The organism is Treponema sp. OMZ 790, assembly GCF_024181285.1.
Lineage (GTDB): Bacteria > Spirochaetota > Spirochaetia > Treponematales > Treponemataceae > Treponema_B.
The window spans coordinates 2,247,993-2,265,181 of the sequence record NZ_CP051201.1 but is presented as its reverse complement, the minus strand read 5'-3'; the positions used below and the strand labels follow the sequence as shown (position 1 = coordinate 2,265,181).

The following is a 17,189-nucleotide window of genomic DNA, read 5'->3' as shown; positions in this document are numbered from 1 at the left end:
CTTATCGGTTTTTTTGTTTAAATCATTCCTTCAACCATTAACTTTTCAAACCATAAAAATGATCCGACTGTAATCGTTAAGGTTCCGTTAACAGAGGGTGTTCCCTTTTTAACGTAAACGATAATTCCGTTGTCCTCTAATTTATCGAAATTACCGAGATTATTGGGCACTCCGACATACACGGTCGGTTCTAACCTTGTGCCCCCTCAAGATGCGCACATTTGAAGTGCACAATAAACCGAGTCTGTATTTTTTGCTTTGATCTTATCTCTTGCAGAATCTTCAACTCTAATATTCATGTTGGGCCTCCAAAAAATAATTGCAATCCGCCTTATCAATACGGTGTGAATTGTTCAGGCTCTTACAGGCTTAAAATAAGAATTTTTATCGTAAAAGTCAAGAAAATTTTGAAATATTTTTGGCTTAAACTACGCCGAGCAGTCACAATCATCTACAAAGAACAAGAACCACTTATCTTCAATATCGAAAAAGTAAAAGGTCTTTTTGATAAAGCCTTCATTTAAAATAAGGATTTTTAAAATTGCCTTATAGTCATTGGGGAGTTCTATTTTTAAGTTCTTTATTTCATCGCTTTCAAAACTTGCAGGATCAACTGCTGTAGGGAGCTCTTGTACAATGACACAATATACACCGTCTTTATCATTTGACTCTTCACAAAGGCCTCCGTCAGGCATTTTGTCATAAAAAGGAATTGAACCTCCGAACTTATTGGCTGAGGGTATTGTAGAAAAATCGGTGCTTTCATCAAAGCCGAAGTTTTCCTCTGCCGAAAAAAGCCGGACCGTCGTTCCGGGATTATAAAAACGTCTGACTCCGTATTCCGGATGTACAAAATCGGCTAATTTGGAGCTTGAATTTTTTAAAAGAAGATTAAAATTGTTTTCCCAATACACATTCGATAAAAATGAAAAAGCAAAAGAAATGAGTTTTCCCTCATCATAAGAATTATTATGAGAGGCTACTGCAGAAGTCAACTCAAATGAATCAATTATATGAGTTAAAATATCCCTATATGTATCGTAATCTTTTTTATTATATTCAAATCTGATTTTATAAAACTTTTCATTTATAGCAAGGGCCTGACAAAAAAACATTTTATCCTTCGAATAACCTTTTAAAATAAAGCCGTCGCGCCCCATGTTTTTATCGCTTACAGTAAACTTTTCAGATTCCTTTTTTTCGTAAAGGTCGGCGGTTTTAAAAATAAAGTCAGGACCGGTTTCTTCTATATCCGAAACGGAAACCGATAAACTCACATCTCCGTCATTGCTTGCAAATACTTGTTCTGAAGGAGAACTTTCTAACGGTTTTAAAATTTCTGAAGGATAGTCAATCTCATATCCTTCTTGTGTATTTGTGTATGTTAAATATTTTCCGCTAAATTCAGGCTGTTTCTTTGAACATGATAGTATAAAAATTAAAGTAAAAAAAACAAAACTGATTTTTTTTATTTTAAACATATTTCCTCCCATAAAACTATTATAAAATTTTTTGCAGGTAAAAAGAAAATGCACTGCAGAAGTCCTGCAGTGCATAAAAATTATTGGATTATTTCTTCAGCCATGTCTATGGTCATCTTCTTTATATCGGTGAGATCTGCAGACATAATAATCTTTGTTTTTTCATCTATAGAGCTTAGAGCGCTTATCCATTCCTGAGAAACGGTGAGCTTTGCAGCTTCCATACCGCCTTGGATTTGGGTAGAAGCGGCAATCTTCTTAATACCCTCGGCAGTTGCTTCGGCAACCGCAACAATTTCGCGTGCCTGACCTTCCGCTTCGTTTATCATTCTTTCTTTTTCACCCTCGCTTATGTTTACAGCTTCTTCATAAGCGGCTCTTGAAAGGTTAATTACCGTTTCCATTTCTCCGACTGAATGGGCTATTTCGGCTCGCTTTTCGCGTTCGGCCTTCATCTGGTTTTCCATTGCATCCATGATAGAATCGGAAACTCTTATGTTTTGAATTTCGTAGCGTGTAACCTTTACGCCCCAAGGATCCGAGGCCTCATCTACAGCCTTTACGACCTGAGCGTTTATCTGTTCTCTGGCCTCGAAGGTGTCATCCAAATCAAGCTGTCCTACCACCGAACGCATGGTTGTCTGTGCAAGCAAGATGGTTGCATAGCGGTAATCCCGTATACCGTAGCTTGCCTTAATCGGATCGAATACTTGAAGGTAGAGGATACCGTCAATGCGTACTTGAACGTTATCCTTTGTAAAGCAGTCTTGAGCCGGAACATCTATCGCTTGCTCCTTTAAATTCTGCTTATATTTTACCCTATCCAAAAACGGAAACAGGATGTGGAAACCGGCATCCAAGGTTGTGTGGTATTTTCCTAAGCGCTCTACAATTAAAGCTACCTTATGAGGAACAATGCGGATGCTTCTAAAAAGGGCAACAATAAAAACTATGGCTATGATTGCTGCAATAACAATCGGGATTATAAAATTAAGCATTTCTACCTCCCTCTACCGTCTTCATTTCTTTACCGGCATTTTTAATAATGTCGGTAAAGGCTGCAAGACCTGCAATGTTTTCGGGGTAAACCGAAACATTGGATTTTTTGATAATGTGTTCAAATCTTTGAATATAGTTTTCGGCAAGGCGGATACCCATAGCCGTTCTTCCTCCCGGCTGAGAAAGGGCATCTGCAATTAAACGCAAACCTTCGGCTGTTGCATTACTCGTTATCTCGATAGCCTTTGAGCGTCCTTCAGCGAGATTGATCCTTCGTTGTTTTTCGCCCATAGCCTTGTTAATAGCTTCCTGCTTTTTACCCAAAGAAATATTTATTCGGGATTGCTGTTTCCCTTCACTCGAAAGAATATTAGCCCGCTTTTCGCGTTCGGCCCTCATTTGCCTTTCCATGGCTTCGAGGATTGTACGGGTAGGAGTGATATCCCGTATTTCGTAACGGGTAACCTTTATGCCCCAGTTGTCGGAAGCCTCGTCTAAAGCCTTTACAATATTGTCGTTTAGGCCTTCTCTTCCGCAAAAGGTTCTATCAAGTTCCAGCTTTCCTATTTCGCTTCGCATAGTTGTCTTTGCAAGCTGAGCAACGGCATAGCGGTAATTGTCTATTCCGTAGCTGGCCTTAACCGGATCAAAAATCTTGAGGTAGAGAATTCCGTCTACCTGTACCTGAACGTTGTCGGCTGTGATACAAACTTGCGGATCTACGTCCAAGGCCTCTTCCTTTAGGTTTTGTTTATAAGCAATCCTATCTATAAATGGGGTTAAGATATGGAAACCCGCAGTAAGAGTCCGCGAATATTTTCCAAGCCTTTCAATAACATAACTTTCCTGTTCCGGAACGACAACGGCTATCGAAAATAAAATAATAACCGCCACAACCAGAGCAACATATAAAGCTATCATCAGAGCGACCTCCTAATTTGATTCTTAGGCTACTAAAATATATATTTTAATGACCATGTTGATTGTAACTTGTTTTATGAGATTTGTCTATAGTCGGTCATAGGGGAGGAATTCAATGAATACTGAAACTATAGAAGAAATAGATAGAACGATTTGCAATTCTATGTTATAATTGCAAGCATGAAACAAAACAATATTCCGCAGCAGACGCATTTTATCGGTGTCTTGTTACCGGAGGATATAAGTCTTAGGCTTGAAGATTGCCGGCAATATATGAACAGGGCTTACGGGTGTAAGTCAGGGCATGGTACTCCAATCCATGTTACTCTTGTACCTCCGTTCAGATTGCAGAAAGATTATTCAACGGATGATTTAATAAGAGTAATTGAAAACGAAGTTTTGCCTAAGGGCTTAGGTTTTATGGCTCATATAGATAATTTTGATGCGTTTGGCGATAGAACTCTTTTTGCAAAAGTAGTTGCAGATGAAAATTGGACAAAGCTTCGTGATGAGACCGTAAAAGCAATTTTGAACGCCTGTCCGGGCTGTACCAAAAAAGACCGGAGATCTTTCCAGCCTCATGCCACCGTTTCAAATCGAGATATTCCACCGGGGATAACGGCAAAGGCTCTTCAGGTTATGAATGAACTGAATATTGTTGAAGACTTTCCGGTTGATAACATCACGATTTTTGAACGAAAGGCCAATAGGTGGGAAGCTGCTGTTACTATGGAATTATCCTTATAGGTATAAATTGTAAGAGTATTGCCCTTTTTGAATCGGTTGTACATAATATTATTGCAGACTGTATATTTTATAGAAAGATCTTTGCAAATCACTTCTCCATCTTTTCTTTAAATCATCCCCAGCTTCCTAAAAATCCCCAGAGTTTCAATATGGTGGGTTTGAGGGTAAAAATCGAATAGAAAATGTTGTTCCAACTTGTAGCCGGATAAAAGAAGTTTCGCAGTATCGCGGGCGAAGGTTACGGGGTCGCAGGAGATGTAAAAAATTTGGCAGGTTCCGCTTGAGCAAAGCCAAGACAGGGCTTCCTTATCTATGCCGCTTCTCGGGGGATCTATAAAAACCGTATCGAATTTCAGTTTTGATTCCTTAGTTTTTGCCCAGTTTTTTCCATCCAAGTTATGATAAAAGATTTTAGATTCTTTATTTATCTTAAAATTTTCCTTAGCATAGGAAAGGGCGTGTTTATTATGCTCGACAAGATGAATCTCTTTTGCCTTATCGTAAGCAAAGAGCGAAAAGGTTCCTACACCCGAATAAAAATCCAAAACTCGGCCTGAGATTCTTGAGTGTTCAAAAATCGTGTTTATCAGTTTTTCGGTCATCTTTAAATTCGATTGAAAAAAGCCCAAGGGATTAAATTTTATTCTCTTCCCTGCAAGTCCTACCTCGCAGTCTTTTGCATTTTTCTCGGTAAAAATTTTTTCCCCGTCCGAAAAAATGTGAATTCTCGAATTCGGCGCATATTCTTTTAAATCGGATTTTAAAAGGTTTCTTATTGCAGGTACTGCAACAGGACAATCCTTTATCTTTACCGAATCGGAGTTTTTATTTTCTTTTAAAGAAAGAGAGCCGTCCTTGTCAACATAAAACTGAAAGCGGGATCGATATTCCCAATCCGGGCCGCTTACAAAAATGCTATTTTCAAGGATAGATTTTTCAAAAAAGGGGTTTTCCGTTTTAGATTTTCCGATAGTAGAATTAAAATTAGAACTCAAGGCCCTATCAAGGGCTTCAAGCGCCATTGACTTGCGTAAAAGGTGCTGATACCCGTCATCGGCTGTTTGAAGATTGCAGCCCCCGCAAGCATAAAAGTGAGGGCATTTCGGTTCTACCCTGTGCGGAGAGCTTTCTAAAATTTTTTCGATTTTTCCCTCAGTATAATTTTTATGTTCTTTTACTATTGAGATTTCCAAAACCTCATCGGGGAGTGAATAAGGAACAAAAACGGTCTTGCCGTCCTTTAAGTCCGCTATACATGAGGCTCCGAAAACCATCTTTTTTGTTTTTACGATTTCTTTTTGCATAATTTTAATCTTTCAAGTAAGCCTCTTATTTCATAAGCGGCTTATTCCGTTGTAGGCAGAGGAGGAAGGTCAGGATGAAGGGCTCTTAAATTTTCATAAAAGCGGTCTTCAATCTTTATACTGTTCTTTGAAGTTTCTCCGAGTTTTCTGTCCTTTCGGATTGAGCCGTGAAAATCGCTTCCTGCAGTTACAGGCATATCGAGGGAGGCCGCCAGTTTTTCTAACCGCTTGCAATCATTGTACTTTGTCGAAGAATTCCACGCTTCAAGCCCTACAAGACCCTGCCTTTTAAAATCGGCTATAACGTCGGGGAGGGAAGACCAAGATAAATATAGGGACATGGGATGGGCTAAAACAGGAATTCCTCCTGCCGATTTTACGGCAGAAATTGCCTCATCAAGGCCGGCATTTTCTTTTTCTTCAAAAAAGGGCCGCCCTTTGGCAAAATACTTATCAAAGGCTTCTTGATTTTTTTTGACCATTTTATGGGCTGCCATGTAGGCTGCAAAATGAGGTCTTCCCAAACCCTTGTCCCCGCCTGCAAAGTCTCTGACCTTTTCATATGAAATATCGAAGCCGGCTTTTTTTAATTTTTCAGCCATCCTCTGATTTCTGTTTATCCTTTCATCCTGCAGATCCTGTAAGAGCATATTAAGCTCATGAGAATTTTTGCGTAAATCAAGCCCCAACAAGTGAAGCTCTCCGGGGCTCCACTTAACGCTTATTTCTACACCGCGTATAAAAATTATGCCCTGTTTTGCTGCTTCTGCAGCGGCTTCTTCAAGTCCGCTTAAAATATCGTGGTCGGTTAAGGCAAAGGCCGAAATTCCGGCTTTTTTTACGGCAGCCGCAAGTTCTGCAGGGGTAAATGTTCCATCCGATGCTGTTGAGTGAGTGTGTAAGTCCACCATAAAAAAAGATTATATCAAAAAAAACAAAGAAGGACTAGGTTTTTCTTAAAAAATATGTTAAAATATAAGAACGCAAGTTTAATATTGGGAGGCTGTAATGCCTAAGGCTATTAATTACAAGGCAAATTCGGTAGTTTATTTCTCCGGAGACTTTGATGAACGTGTTTTCCTTTTAAACACAGGCAGCATAGCTCTTACATCTATAGATATTGAAACGGGAGAGCAGGTTACGGATTACATAAAAACCGGGGAATTTTTCGGAGTAAAATCGGCATTGGGCAATTATCCGAGAGAAGAAAGCGCAATGGTTTTAACCGATTCCATAGTTTACTCTTTTACAAGCAGGGAATTTGAAGCTTTTGCGCAGACCAATACCCGTATTATTTTACAGATGATAAAGGTTTTTTCCCGTCAACTTAGATCCATTCATAAACAACTAGCCTCTCTTTTAGACAGCGAAGAGGAAACCAATCCTGAAGAGGGCCTTTTCAATGTTATGAATGCCTTTTATTCTTCTCAACATTACGGGGCTGCCGGACATGTCGGGGCAAGGTACAAGGCCATTTATCCCAACGGAAAATATATTTCGCAGGTAGACCAGATTGTTAGAAGTACTGCAGAAGTTGCCGGCCGTTCTTTTGGAAATGCTGAAGGGCATAATGAGGCCGCTTTTGTTCAACCTGAAAAACCGGCTCAAGCTGCAGACGGTACCATTCATCTTACGTATAACAAGGCAGAAGACCTTTTTGAAAAAGGAGAATTTGAAGCTGCCTATGATCAATATCATGCCGTAATTGAAGCCGGAGCAGGTGACGAAATTACCGATAACGCATATATAGGAGCCGGAAAAACTCTCCATGCCCAAAAAGAATATGTACGCTGTTTACAGCTTTTAACGGGTTTTATTTCACAACATCCCAAATCTTTAAAAATAGGAGATGCCCTTATGTATCTCGGAATGTGTTATATGGATATGGAAAGACCCGATAAGGCAATTGCCTTTTTTGATAAGGCTGCCATCTTGTCGGGCCCCGGCATAATCGGTAAGATTCGGGAATTACAAAAAGAATGCAGTACCATGCTGCAAGGAGCATAAACTATGTCGGATCTTTTTTCTTCTTTTTCAAGATTTGCAAAAAAATTCCCTAAGGGGTCTGTTATATTTGCAGAATTCGAACCCGGCTCGTCATTTTATTTGATACAGTCAGGCCGTGTTCAGCTTATAAAGATTATAAACGGTTTTGAAAAAAACCTTGACATCTTGCAGCCGGGAGAAATTTTCGGGGAGATGGCTATTTTGGATAATTCCCCGCGTTCGGCTTCCGCCATTGCTTATGATGATGTAATGGCCCTCGAATTCAATAAAGAAAACTTTGAAATATTAATGAAGGGAAATCCGGCCATTGCTATGCGTCTTTTAAAGACCTTTGTAAGACGTATCTATGCCCAAAGACGCCGGTTTATGATTTTGACCATTGAAGACAGGCCTGCAAGAATTGCAGACGTCTTTTTAATGCTGGATGAAACCCAGCCAAGCCTTGACCGTACCACCGAAATGCGCTCATTCGATACGACAATTGAAGAAGTTGCCCGTTGGGCAGGTCTTTCAAAAGAAGAAACCGAAGACAATATGCGCAAATTCATAGATCAAGGCAGAATTTCCGTCTATGATGATAGAATCATAGTACAAAACATGACCGATTTAACGCGTTATGTTAATACACGCCGCTCAAAAGAGCAAAATCTATACGTATTATAAGGCAGGTTCCTTGTGAAGAATAAAGATTATTATCTTCCCTTTTTGCTTACTGCAATAGTAATTATTGTCGATCAATTTACCAAGATATTGGTTGTAAAGTATATGTCGGTTTATGAGGTTATTCCCATAGTTGGCGACCTTATAAATTTAAGGTTTGTATACAATACGGGAGCGGCTTTCAGCCTTGGAGCCGGTTTTGGAGAAATGACCAGAAAAGTCGTGCTGGTTATTTTACCATTTTTGCTTCTTTTAGCCCTTATTGCAGCCTATTTTAAATCTGTAGAATTAACAAAGGCTCAAAGATGGTTTATTTGCGGCATAGTAGGCGGAGGTTTTGGGAACCTCATAGACCGCTTTTTTAGACCCGAGGGCGTTGTAGATTTTATAGATATAAAATTTTTCGGTATTTTGGGTATGGGCCGCTGGCCTACCTTTAATGCTGCCGATTCTTTTATTGTATGCTGCGGAATAGGCCTGGGTATCAACTTGATTATGCAGGGCATAAAACAAAAGAAAATACAAGATAGCTAAAACCGGACTATGCGTAAATATTTTATATTTTTATCTTTTTTTTTGGTTCTTTTTTTATTTTCATGTAAACCTGTAAGAACCGAATACTCTAAAACATGGGTTTCATTGGGAACTGTTTGCAGGGTAAGAATTTTGACTTTCGAGTCTAAAAAACATGCCGACAAGGTTTTGGAAAAAGTTTATGCCGAACTGACAAAGCTCGACAACATCTTTAATGCCAACACCGACAGTCTTTCTGCAGAAAATAATAATCTTAAAGGTTTGACCGGTATACAGGAATCGGAACTTGAGAGACTGAACAAAGCCGCAGGTATTTTTTCCTTAGAAGTTTCACCCGAATTATATGAACTTTTAAAAACTTCTCTTTTATTTGCAGAGCTTACAGATGGAGCCTTTAATCCTGCTGTCGGGCCATTGGTAAAACTGTGGAATATAGGCTTTGAAAATCAATCCGTTCCATCGCAAGAAGAAATAAACAGGGTATTACCGCTTTTAGACTATAAAAATATAGAATTAAAAACCGGAAATCTGGTTTTTTTAAAGAAAAAAGGTATGAGACTTGACCTTGGAGGAATTGCAAAAGGTTATGCTGCCGACAAAATTGCAAAAATAATTTTAAACCACGGTATCAAAGATTTTTTGATAGACTTGGGCGGAAATATTCTGGCCTCAGGAAAAAATCCTTCAGACAAAACTTGGAAGATTGCCTTAAGGAATCCCCTAATCGGAAAAAATAATTCCGTTGTAAGTATGGACCTTCAAGATGCTTCGATTGTAACATCGGGAAACTACGAAAGATTTATAAAAAAAGACGGAATAATTTATCATCATATTTTTGATTCAAAAACGGGTTATCCGGTACAAAACAACTTGAATGCTTCTTCGATTATGAGTAAAAGTTCTGCAGTTGCCGATGTCCTTTCTACATCGAGCTATGCTCTGGGAGAAGAAAAGACAAAATTGCTTTTGCAAAGATTAGAGCCCGAATTACTTCAGCTGACAGGAAGCAGCGAAATACCGGCCTGTTTTTTATTTTACAAAGATAATTCCATTTCCATCTTAGGAAATAAAAATATCGAAATTATAGATCCTGATTTTTTTATCAAATAATTAATTTATTTAATCCAACAATTAAATACCGTGCTTAAAAGAAAAGAACCCCCGAAAGGAGGAGACGGGGGTTCTTTTTGAAGTAGTATGTGTATCTTTTCTGTGTGTATATGTAATCTACCAAATTAAGCAAAAACTGTCAAGTGTTTTTAAGAAAAAAATGTATTTTTTTTCATTTTTTTACTGTTCTTTACGGTTTAATCAAAAATCTCTATTCATTCTTGAAATCTACATGATATTCTATGTATTTTATCTTATTTTTTTTGACTGCATCTTTTAATGAGCGTTCAACGGGACTTAAAGAGGAAGACCCCGTTTTTATTTCTATAAAACTTATGTCCTCTATACGGCCTTGAGATGAGCCGTTAAAGGCAATGTAGTCTATGGGTTTTCCTATAAACTGTATTTCTGTGGGGTTTGCAGGAAAATCTGGGAAAAAAGGCGCCAACTGTTCAGAGAGCTGCCCGTTTAATACTGCTCTGGAGCGTTTTACGGCATCTTTTCGTGCTTCCTTTACGTTTTTTTGATTTAAACTTCTTTCTTTGTATTTTCCGATAATCAATCCGGCCAAAAAGAATATTATTGCGATCAATATTCCTAAAATCGTTTTACTCAATCATTTCCTCCAAATATTTGGGTTCTTCGATATTTGTCTCATCTTCGATAATTTCACCGTTATCCGGATCATTTTCATCTTTGAACCCGTAAAAAGGATCGAGCTTTTCAGAGAAAGATAGGGCAAATTTTACCAAATCCGCAATTCGGAAAATATCTTCAAGGTTTTTGGGAAGTTTTTTACCGGTTTGTTCAATCGTAGGTTCTGATTGACTATAAGTGTTTTTGGAATCTTTTGCTATAAATTCGTTAAATTCCGAGTGTAGAACAAAATTTCTGATGTACAAGAGTTCAGGCCGGTATTCAAAGTGCATATTATCCCAGAGTGTCCATTTGCCGCCCCAGATAAAGCCCTCACTTTCAAAGGCTTCTATTACTGCTTTTGGGGGGAACCATCTTCTATAAGGCATAATTTTCATCCAATGATCATCACGCACTGCTTCCCAAAACCAATACATTTTTTTGTTTCTATAGTCTTTGGGCAAAAGATCAATAGCCGATCCCCAACTATGATTGCTTAACTTTCCCGAATCTGCTATAACTCTCCAGTTAAAACTCCAGCACTGATTCAGTTCCTTTAAAAATTTCTTTACTTCTAAATCTTTTTTTTGAGCCGCATATATCTTTTTTTGAACTCTTTTTAGAGGTTCGACTACGCGGTGGTGTACCCACACATCATAGCCTAGAAACTTTAAACGGCGCAGCTGTTTGATAATTTCTTTTCTGTTTTTTCCGTTAAATATAAGTTTTGCAAAAATGTAATTTGGAGGAGGGGATTTCTTTCTGTGCTTTATTAGGCTTTCCGGTCTTAATGAGGCTATGAGGTCTTTGGAAAATTCTTTGGGGTTTTGGACTTCATCGGAGTAGAAATAAGAAATTACCGGAGACCAATTCCGCCATTTTTCAATATCCTTTTTCGGTAAAAGTCTTCCATGAGCCCAATATAAATTTTGATTTCTTATGGTGATAAACCAATCGTTTACTTCCGAATCAAAGGAAATATTTTTTACAAGATCGGGATATGACATTTGAATGGCTCTGAGGCTTAACCATGGGTTATCGAGGTTAAAATTAAAGTCATCAAGCTTGTCTTTATTTTGGCCTATGGTAATATTTAAATTTATAAAACAAAAAAAGAATAAGACAATGAGCAGCTTTTTTTCATTTTTTAAAATTATTTGCATTTTAGATACTATCTAAGTACGGAATCTACAAGCGCCTTAAAATCCTCGTTTTCAGGTTTGACCGGCTCTGTTTTGCGGATAATAAAAACCCCATCTTCGTTTACTATTGTTTGTTCTTCACTTAGTTCCAATAGAGGAATAGGTTCACAGTCGCCTACTACATCCAAATCGCCTAAAGTGGGGCCTATGTCATATTTTCCCCACATTGATCGTATGGGGCTGTAATTGTCATCAATGTATTCAACCTTTTTAGCTTCGATTCCTTCCAGTTCCGAAATGGGAACATCGAGTTCGGAAAAATCCAAGCCCGAGATAGTGTAGCCGAAATCATTTAAGCGGAGCATGGGATCATCATTATCTTCATCTTCGGAAATTTCTTCAAGGTCATCCAAATAATCGATGGAACCGGGCTCTTCTATTTTGCCGAGGGCTTCAACAGTTTCGGCTTCTTCAACTTCATCAAGTTCTTCGGCTTCGGCAATTTCTTCTGTTTCTTCGAGAGCTTCAACAGTTTCGGCTTCTTCAACTTCATCAAGCTCTTCGGCTTCGGCAATTTCTTCTGTTTCTTCGAGAGCTTCAACAGTTTCTGCTTCTTCAACTTCATCAAGTTCTTCGGCTTCGGCAATTTCTTCTGTTTCTTCGAGAGCTTCAACAGTTTCGGCTTCTTCAACTTCATCAAGCTCTTCGGCTTCGGCAATTTCTTCTATTTCGTCAAGTTCTTCGACATCTGTATCTAATTCTTCAACTTCGGAGAGGGGCTCGGCTGATTCCGGCGAGGCGGATATGCTTTCCGGCTTTTCGGAAGCATTTTTTTGATTTTTTAGGGCTTCCATCAAAAGATTGATAAGATCTTCCGCTTCGATATCTTTAAGCCCTTGTTCCAATTTTTTTCCTGCGGCTGTTTTGTTGATAATATCGAATATTTCTTGCCAGCTTTTTTGCAGGAAGTCGTCTATTTCTTTTCCCTTAGTCTGCAGAAGTTTTTTACCCAATCCCTTCTTTATTTCTGCATTAACTTCGTGACGGTGATATTCCAGTTCTTTTTGCAATTCAGCCCAGTTTTCTCTTTGCGAACTTTTGAGATAGTTTTTTAAAATGGATAAATGCAGCTGTTGAATTTTATTTTGTGCAACGAATAATCTGTTTCTTTTTATGTTTAACAGCAAAAAGAACGTTAAAAATATTGTCACAAAGACCGTAAATATTAAAAAGTATTTGACGGTAATTGGGAATGTAAAGACTTTTTTTTCGGTTATGCGGCCTATATAACCGAAGTCCGATTTTTTTGTGATAAGAACCCAGCTGTCTTTGCCTTCAAGGCTTATGACACGCAGATTCTGAGGCAACCGCTCCCAATCATTTAGAACCATTTCTTTTAAATCAGGCGAAACGACGTTATGTGTTCCGGTCAAAATTCCCAGCATAGAATGGGTTTGATCCGAAAGTAAGGCTAACTCGTCACTTATTGAAAGTATATTTTCGGAAACCAGATGGTATAAAAAGCTGTTCCCCGAAATATAAAAGACTGCAGTTCCTCTATATACGTCATAAGAATCATAGAATGGTAAACAATATAAAAGCAAATCCAGTTCGGTTGAAGCCGTTATTTTGATTTTTAAGTTATCCGGAACCTCTATATGTTGATAAGGAATTAAAGCCCCTGAATCATTATATTTTTTATATGAAAGCATTGAATCGGTTTTGGTAAGAATATCTTCCGGGAAAGTACTGAAATGTATTTTTTGATACTCAGAATCAATTATCCTAAGTCCTGCAAATCCGGGTACTGTAGACATGATTTTTGAAATAAGATTGTTTCTTTCTTCTATGTCGGTTTTACTCTGCTCCTGTTTTACTGTAGACATTAAAGCTTCTTCATGGAGGAAGTTTTTAAACATTTCAGTGTTTGTTTCATTCCATATCTTAAAAGTTCTCTCAATTTCGGATAAATTTTCATTAATATACCGCACGATTGAAGGTTTATATATTTTTGTTTCTGTGAAGGATTCATAACCTGAGGCCGTTAAGAACAGCAGACCGGAAAACACGGCCAAAGAGATAACTAAACTTATAAGAACTTTTAAACCCGTACGCAATTTAAATCTCCAATACCTATTTTATCATATTTATAAAGAATTAGTAAACCCTCTCTAAATATCAATGTCAGGTAAAATCAATTATAGCTCATTACAGTATCGGTAGATTTTTTTAAGACTTTATAAATTTTGGTGCTTTTTATACTGCAACGGCTTCTATGTCAAAGCCGCTTCGGCCTGTAATTTTAGCTTTTACTATAGAGCCGGGAGATATGGTTTTTCCGGCTATATCTTTTTTGTTTGAGGTGAAGTTCAAAACTACGGCTCCGTCAACTTCAGGGGCTTGAAACCAAGCTCTTCCGAGTGCCAGAGTGCCTGTATCATCTTCAGGAATGAGCTCTTCGACAAATACTTCTATTTCTTTTCCGATAAAGGAATCCAGTATTTTTTCGGTTATTCCGGTTTGTATGTCCTGTATTTCGGCGAGGCGGTTTTGAGCCGTTTTTTTGTTTACTCTGTTTTTAAAAGAATAAGAGGCTGTGTCTTCTTCACGGGAATATGTGAAGCCTCCTGACCAAAGAGGTTTTAGTTCTTTTAAAAAGTTGATGGTTTCATTAAAGTCTTCATCCGTTTCTCCAGGGAAACCCGTCAAAAAGGTTGTGCGTATTTGCGGTTCTCCGTAAGGGCTTTTTGCATCTTTAAAAGCATTTCGTATTTTTTGTACAATTTCGAGATAGCTTTCCGCCGAGCCTTTACGGTTCATCGCTTGTATGATGTTTTGTGCGCCCGATTGAAAAGGAATATCGAAGTAGGGTAAAAATCTGTTATCTGCGGTCATTATCGGGAGAATATCCTGCGGAAAATGATCCGGGTGGATATAAAGCAGGCGAATTTTAAAATCGCCTTTTATTTGCGAGATAGTTTTTAAAAGAAAGGCCAAGCCGGAAAGGTTACTTTCTTTTTTATGTTCTTTTATATCATCCTTTCCTGTTTGATAGGCGGCAAGGTCTTGTCCTATCAGGTTAAATTCGTAAAAATCTTTTTTTATAAAGTCTTTTATTTCGTTACAGATATCTTTGACGGGGCGGCTTCTTAATCTTCCCCGGATTATAGGTATGGCGCAAAAACTGCAAAAGTTATCACAACCTTCGGTTATTTTAATATAGGCAGAATGGGGAAAGTTAAGGATTTTAGGTCTTTCTCCTCCGCAGACCCCTATTTGCGGAGGAATAAGCGTCTTTTTAACTATTTTTTTGGATGAAGTTTTTTTAGGGTACATTGCATCGATTATTTCCGGCAAAAGAGAAAGGTTTCCGTTTCCGAATATTCCGTCTGCTTCAGGTAAATCCGTTTTAAGCACCTCGGCATAACGTTCTGCAAGACATCCGGCCAGTAAAATTTTAGCTTTGGGATGAGCAGCTTTGGCTTGCAAAACGGCATTTATCGATTCTTCTTTTGCAGAATTAATGAAGCCGCACGAATTGACTATAATCAAGTCAGCTTCATCCGGATCGGAGGTGTTGTTCCATGACAAATTTTCCATTATTCCGATTATAAGCTCGGCATCTACTTGATTTTTTGCACAGCCATGCAAGTCTATAAAAAAGTTTTTTCCGGTCATTTAAATTTTAATCGACATCTACCACTATGAATTTAAAACGTTTGGTTTCGTCATCTCTTATCCATTTAAGGTCTTTTACGATGACTTCTCCGGGGCGGCTGACTTCCAAATCGACGGTTTTTCCGCCGGCAACAACTTGAAGTTTTACCGCATTACCGTTTGATGCCCAAATTCTTAAACCGTTATTGGCTTGAACTGTAAGTTGTTCGGCCTTTTGATAGTATTTTTCTTCTCTATTAGTTCTGTCGGCTTCATGTCTAAAAAGACAATATCCTCTGAAGGTGGCATTTAGGGTTACGGGGTAGGCCGAACCGCTTTCAAAGAGCACTTTAGATGCCGATGAGACCGGTGTTCCTGTTTCGGAAACGACCAAATCCGTTCCGGCAGATGAAGTTCCTTGTGCAACATTGCTTCCCGTTAATATTGAGACTAAAGCCCCTGCTTCGGAATTATTTTTGTCAATATCTTCTACCGTGATTTCCAAATCGGCAGTTAAGTCGTTATTAAGGTCCATTTTTACCGTTTGACCTAAACTTATTATTTGAGTTCCCGTGCCGGTTTTTAGGTTTAATTTAGGACTTATTTTTTCTACTTCAATATTGAATTCTTTTCCGTCTATATTGAGTTTTAGGCTGTCACCTTCAAATATTCGTTGTTCATACTTTTGTTGATTTATTTCATGTATCTTTGCTTCCCGTACTGTGCGAATTTCGGCTTGGGAATTTTCCTGTTCCCGTCTTTGTTGCATGGCCGGTATCCAGCTTTTGACGGCAAAAAATATGAGGGTAATTATTACGGCAATGGCAGCCAATGCGCCGAGGCCTATTACGAGAGGCTTTGAGATTGAAAAGCTCCTTTTTTCCAATAAAGCATCCGGAGGCAGGGAGGTTTCCTGTATTTTAATCTGTTTATAAAGATTTATTATTTCTTCGGGATTAAGATCCAAATATTCACAATAATTTCTCAAAAAACCTAAAACATAGGGTTCTGCGGGGAAAACGCTGTAATCGTCATTTTCCAAGGCTTCCAAGTATCGTTTGGCTATATTGGTTTCTCTTGCAACCTGATCAAGTTCGAGCTCACGATTTGTTCTTGTTTCTGTGAGCAATTTCCCGATTTCGTTCATTATTTATCTCCTATGCTGAAATTAATCGACAAAAAGAAAATCATTGAAGGATTTTGCAGTAGAAGGTGCATCAAATGCGAAGTTCTTGCCTCCGATTCCGACATTTATTCTGTAGTTATGAAAGTCAAATCTGATCTTCCCGCCGGAAACAGGTATCGCTTCAATTCGGCGTATTAGTTTACCGTCAGGATAAATCATAACACGCAAGGTTTTAAACGCTTCTGTTGCAGATTTTCGATTCATCAACAATATGATGACATTTTCAGAAGAGCCTTCTTCAAGCGGCTGAGGAGCCGATGTTGTATCATATTGAATTGTGTAGCCCCGTTTTATAAGAGACAAGCCTTGAGGCGTCGCCAGTGACGAGCCCCCGGCATTGCTTTGTTCGACATCCTGTGTCAAAATTGTTCTGTATTGAGGAAGATAAATTGATAGGGTGCTTCCGTTAAATACTATGCACTGCTCTTCAGGGTATCTAAAGTCTAAACGCAGCTTGTCAGGGCGTTTAAACATAGCCGTAGCCTGCTGTGTCGAATTTCCGGAGCTTATGCTCATATCTACTATATAATCCTGTATTTGAGCATACCTATCGGAGACGGAAGAGAACAAGTCGCCTGCAGTAATTATATTTTGCGAAAAACAAAGCGAACCTATAAAAACAAATAAAATAGTAATTATATTTTTTTTCATGCGTATTATAGTAAAGCAAAAAAAGCCCATAAAGTCAAGTAGAACAATTTTAAAAAATAATATATAATCCGCATTCTCTGTAACGACTTTATCCCTTCTTTGTTTGGTAGGGGTATATTATTATAGATAAATTATTATACATTATATTTCGAAG

At 38.3% G+C, this 17,189-nt stretch carries 17 protein-coding genes; 5 read left to right on the top strand and 12 right to left on the bottom strand.

Annotated features, from left to right (window positions below):
- Nucleotides 1-17: 17 nt before the first annotated feature.
- The 4 genes from E4O01_RS14720 to E4O01_RS10770 form a co-directional block, all read right to left on the bottom strand.
- Nucleotides 18-299: a CC/Se motif family (seleno)protein gene (locus E4O01_RS14720; RefSeq protein ID WP_305879939.1), complete on the bottom strand. Its 282-nt coding sequence runs from the start codon at nt 297-299 to the stop codon at nt 18-20.
- 129 nt (nt 300-428) lie between these two features.
- A complete protein-coding gene (locus E4O01_RS10780) occupies nt 429-1,481 on the bottom strand; it encodes a hypothetical protein (protein ID WP_253692190.1) in 1,053 nt (350 codons plus the stop codon).
- Nucleotides 1,482-1,561: 80 nt separating this feature from the next.
- Nucleotides 1,562-2,479 (bottom strand): SPFH domain-containing protein, encoded by a 918-nt coding sequence (locus E4O01_RS10775; RefSeq protein WP_253686753.1) that lies wholly within the window; start codon nt 2,477-2,479, stop codon nt 1,562-1,564.
- Nucleotides 2,472-3,401 (bottom strand): SPFH domain-containing protein, encoded by a 930-nt coding sequence (locus E4O01_RS10770; RefSeq protein WP_253692189.1) that lies wholly within the window; start codon nt 3,399-3,401, stop codon nt 2,472-2,474. Before E4O01_RS10770 ends, E4O01_RS10775 begins: the two co-directional genes overlap by 8 nt.
- A 180-nt stretch (nt 3,402-3,581) precedes the next feature.
- On the opposite strand from E4O01_RS10770, the gene E4O01_RS10765 reads away from it, so the two are divergent.
- On the top strand, nt 3,582-4,148 hold the full coding sequence (locus tag E4O01_RS10765) for a 2'-5' RNA ligase family protein (protein ID WP_253692188.1): 567 nt from the start codon (nt 3,582-3,584) through the stop codon (nt 4,146-4,148).
- Nucleotides 4,149-4,255: 107 nt separating this feature from the next.
- Here E4O01_RS10765 and E4O01_RS10760 read toward each other — a convergent pair whose 3' ends face one another.
- Nucleotides 4,256-5,452: a class I SAM-dependent RNA methyltransferase gene (locus E4O01_RS10760; RefSeq protein ID WP_253692187.1), complete on the bottom strand. Its 1,197-nt coding sequence runs from the start codon at nt 5,450-5,452 to the stop codon at nt 4,256-4,258.
- Nucleotides 5,453-5,493: 41 nt separating this feature from the next.
- Nucleotides 5,494-6,363, bottom strand: a complete 870-nt coding sequence (locus E4O01_RS10755; RefSeq protein WP_253692186.1) for a PHP domain-containing protein — start codon at nt 6,361-6,363, stop codon at nt 5,494-5,496.
- A gap of 97 nt (nt 6,364-6,460) precedes the next feature.
- Between E4O01_RS10755 and E4O01_RS10750 the strand changes: the two genes are divergently transcribed.
- Genes E4O01_RS10750 through E4O01_RS10735 form a run of 4 tightly spaced genes read left to right on the top strand, consistent with a single transcriptional unit; the run spans nt 6,461 to nt 9,763 of the window.
- Complete coding sequence (locus tag E4O01_RS10750) at nt 6,461-7,459, top strand: cyclic nucleotide-binding domain-containing protein (RefSeq protein WP_253692185.1); 999 nt, start codon at nt 6,461-6,463, stop codon at nt 7,457-7,459.
- A 3-nt stretch (nt 7,460-7,462) separates the two neighbouring features.
- Nucleotides 7,463-8,122: a Crp/Fnr family transcriptional regulator gene (locus tag E4O01_RS10745; protein ID WP_253692184.1), complete on the top strand. Its 660-nt coding sequence runs from the start codon at nt 7,463-7,465 to the stop codon at nt 8,120-8,122.
- A 12-nt stretch (nt 8,123-8,134) separates the two neighbouring features.
- Nucleotides 8,135-8,653: a signal peptidase II gene (lspA, locus tag E4O01_RS10740; protein WP_253692183.1), complete on the top strand. Its 519-nt coding sequence runs from the start codon at nt 8,135-8,137 to the stop codon at nt 8,651-8,653.
- 9 nt (nt 8,654-8,662) lie between these two features.
- Nucleotides 8,663-9,763, top strand: a complete 1,101-nt coding sequence (locus E4O01_RS10735; protein ID WP_253692182.1) for an FAD:protein FMN transferase — start codon at nt 8,663-8,665, stop codon at nt 9,761-9,763.
- Between the two features lie 211 nt (nt 9,764-9,974).
- Here the strand turns inward: E4O01_RS10735 and E4O01_RS10730 are convergent, their stop codons facing one another.
- The 6 genes from E4O01_RS10730 to E4O01_RS10705 form a co-directional block, all read right to left on the bottom strand.
- Nucleotides 9,975-10,379 (bottom strand): Holliday junction resolvase-like protein, encoded by a 405-nt coding sequence (locus E4O01_RS10730; RefSeq protein WP_253692181.1) that lies wholly within the window; start codon nt 10,377-10,379, stop codon nt 9,975-9,977.
- Nucleotides 10,372-11,562: a M15 family metallopeptidase gene (locus E4O01_RS10725; protein ID WP_253692180.1), complete on the bottom strand. Its 1,191-nt coding sequence runs from the start codon at nt 11,560-11,562 to the stop codon at nt 10,372-10,374. The genes E4O01_RS10730 and E4O01_RS10725 overlap by 8 nt, the downstream gene beginning before the upstream one ends.
- An 8-nt stretch (nt 11,563-11,570) precedes the next feature.
- Nucleotides 11,571-13,658 (bottom strand): hypothetical protein, encoded by a 2,088-nt coding sequence (locus E4O01_RS10720; protein WP_253692179.1) that lies wholly within the window; start codon nt 13,656-13,658, stop codon nt 11,571-11,573.
- Between the two features lie 139 nt (nt 13,659-13,797).
- The gene (gene rimO / locus E4O01_RS10715; protein ID WP_371819654.1) at nt 13,798-15,198 is read right to left on the bottom strand and encodes a 30S ribosomal protein S12 methylthiotransferase RimO; all 1,401 of its coding nucleotides are present in this window, start codon (nt 15,196-15,198) and stop codon (nt 13,798-13,800) included.
- A 28-nt stretch (nt 15,199-15,226) separates the two neighbouring features.
- Nucleotides 15,227-16,345 (bottom strand): helix-turn-helix domain-containing protein, encoded by a 1,119-nt coding sequence (locus E4O01_RS10710; RefSeq protein WP_253692177.1) that lies wholly within the window; start codon nt 16,343-16,345, stop codon nt 15,227-15,229.
- A gap of 21 nt (nt 16,346-16,366) precedes the next feature.
- Nucleotides 16,367-17,035, bottom strand: a complete 669-nt coding sequence (locus E4O01_RS10705; protein ID WP_253692176.1) for a LolA family protein — start codon at nt 17,033-17,035, stop codon at nt 16,367-16,369.
- Nucleotides 17,036-17,189 lie beyond the last annotated feature (154 nt).

Excerpts from the sequence above, each read along its gene's own strand:
- E4O01_RS10780 (WP_253692190.1), bottom strand. The coding sequence starts at position 1,481 with ATGTTTAAAATAAAAAAAATCAGTTTTGTTTTTTTTACTTTAATTTTT.
- E4O01_RS10775 (WP_253686753.1), bottom strand. The coding sequence starts at position 2,479 with ATGCTTAATTTTATAATCCCGATTGTTATTGCAGCAATCATAGCCATA.
- E4O01_RS10770 (WP_253692189.1), bottom strand. The coding sequence starts at position 3,401 with ATGATAGCTTTATATGTTGCTCTGGTTGTGGCGGTTATTATTTTATTT.
- E4O01_RS10765 (WP_253692188.1), top strand. The coding sequence starts at position 3,582 with ATGAAACAAAACAATATTCCGCAGCAGACGCATTTTATCGGTGTCTTG.
- E4O01_RS10760 (WP_253692187.1), bottom strand. The coding sequence starts at position 5,452 with ATGCAAAAAGAAATCGTAAAAACAAAAAAGATGGTTTTCGGAGCCTCA.
- E4O01_RS10755 (WP_253692186.1), bottom strand. The coding sequence starts at position 6,363 with ATGGTGGACTTACACACTCACTCAACAGCATCGGATGGAACATTTACC.
- E4O01_RS10750 (WP_253692185.1), top strand. The coding sequence starts at position 6,461 with ATGCCTAAGGCTATTAATTACAAGGCAAATTCGGTAGTTTATTTCTCC.
- E4O01_RS10745 (WP_253692184.1), top strand. The coding sequence starts at position 7,463 with ATGTCGGATCTTTTTTCTTCTTTTTCAAGATTTGCAAAAAAATTCCCT.
- E4O01_RS10735 (WP_253692182.1), top strand. The coding sequence starts at position 8,663 with ATGCGTAAATATTTTATATTTTTATCTTTTTTTTTGGTTCTTTTTTTA.
- E4O01_RS10725 (WP_253692180.1), bottom strand. The coding sequence starts at position 11,562 with ATGCAAATAATTTTAAAAAATGAAAAAAAGCTGCTCATTGTCTTATTC.
- E4O01_RS10710 (WP_253692177.1), bottom strand. The coding sequence starts at position 16,345 with ATGAACGAAATCGGGAAATTGCTCACAGAAACAAGAACAAATCGTGAG.
- E4O01_RS10705 (WP_253692176.1), bottom strand. The coding sequence starts at position 17,035 with ATGAAAAAAAATATAATTACTATTTTATTTGTTTTTATAGGTTCGCTT.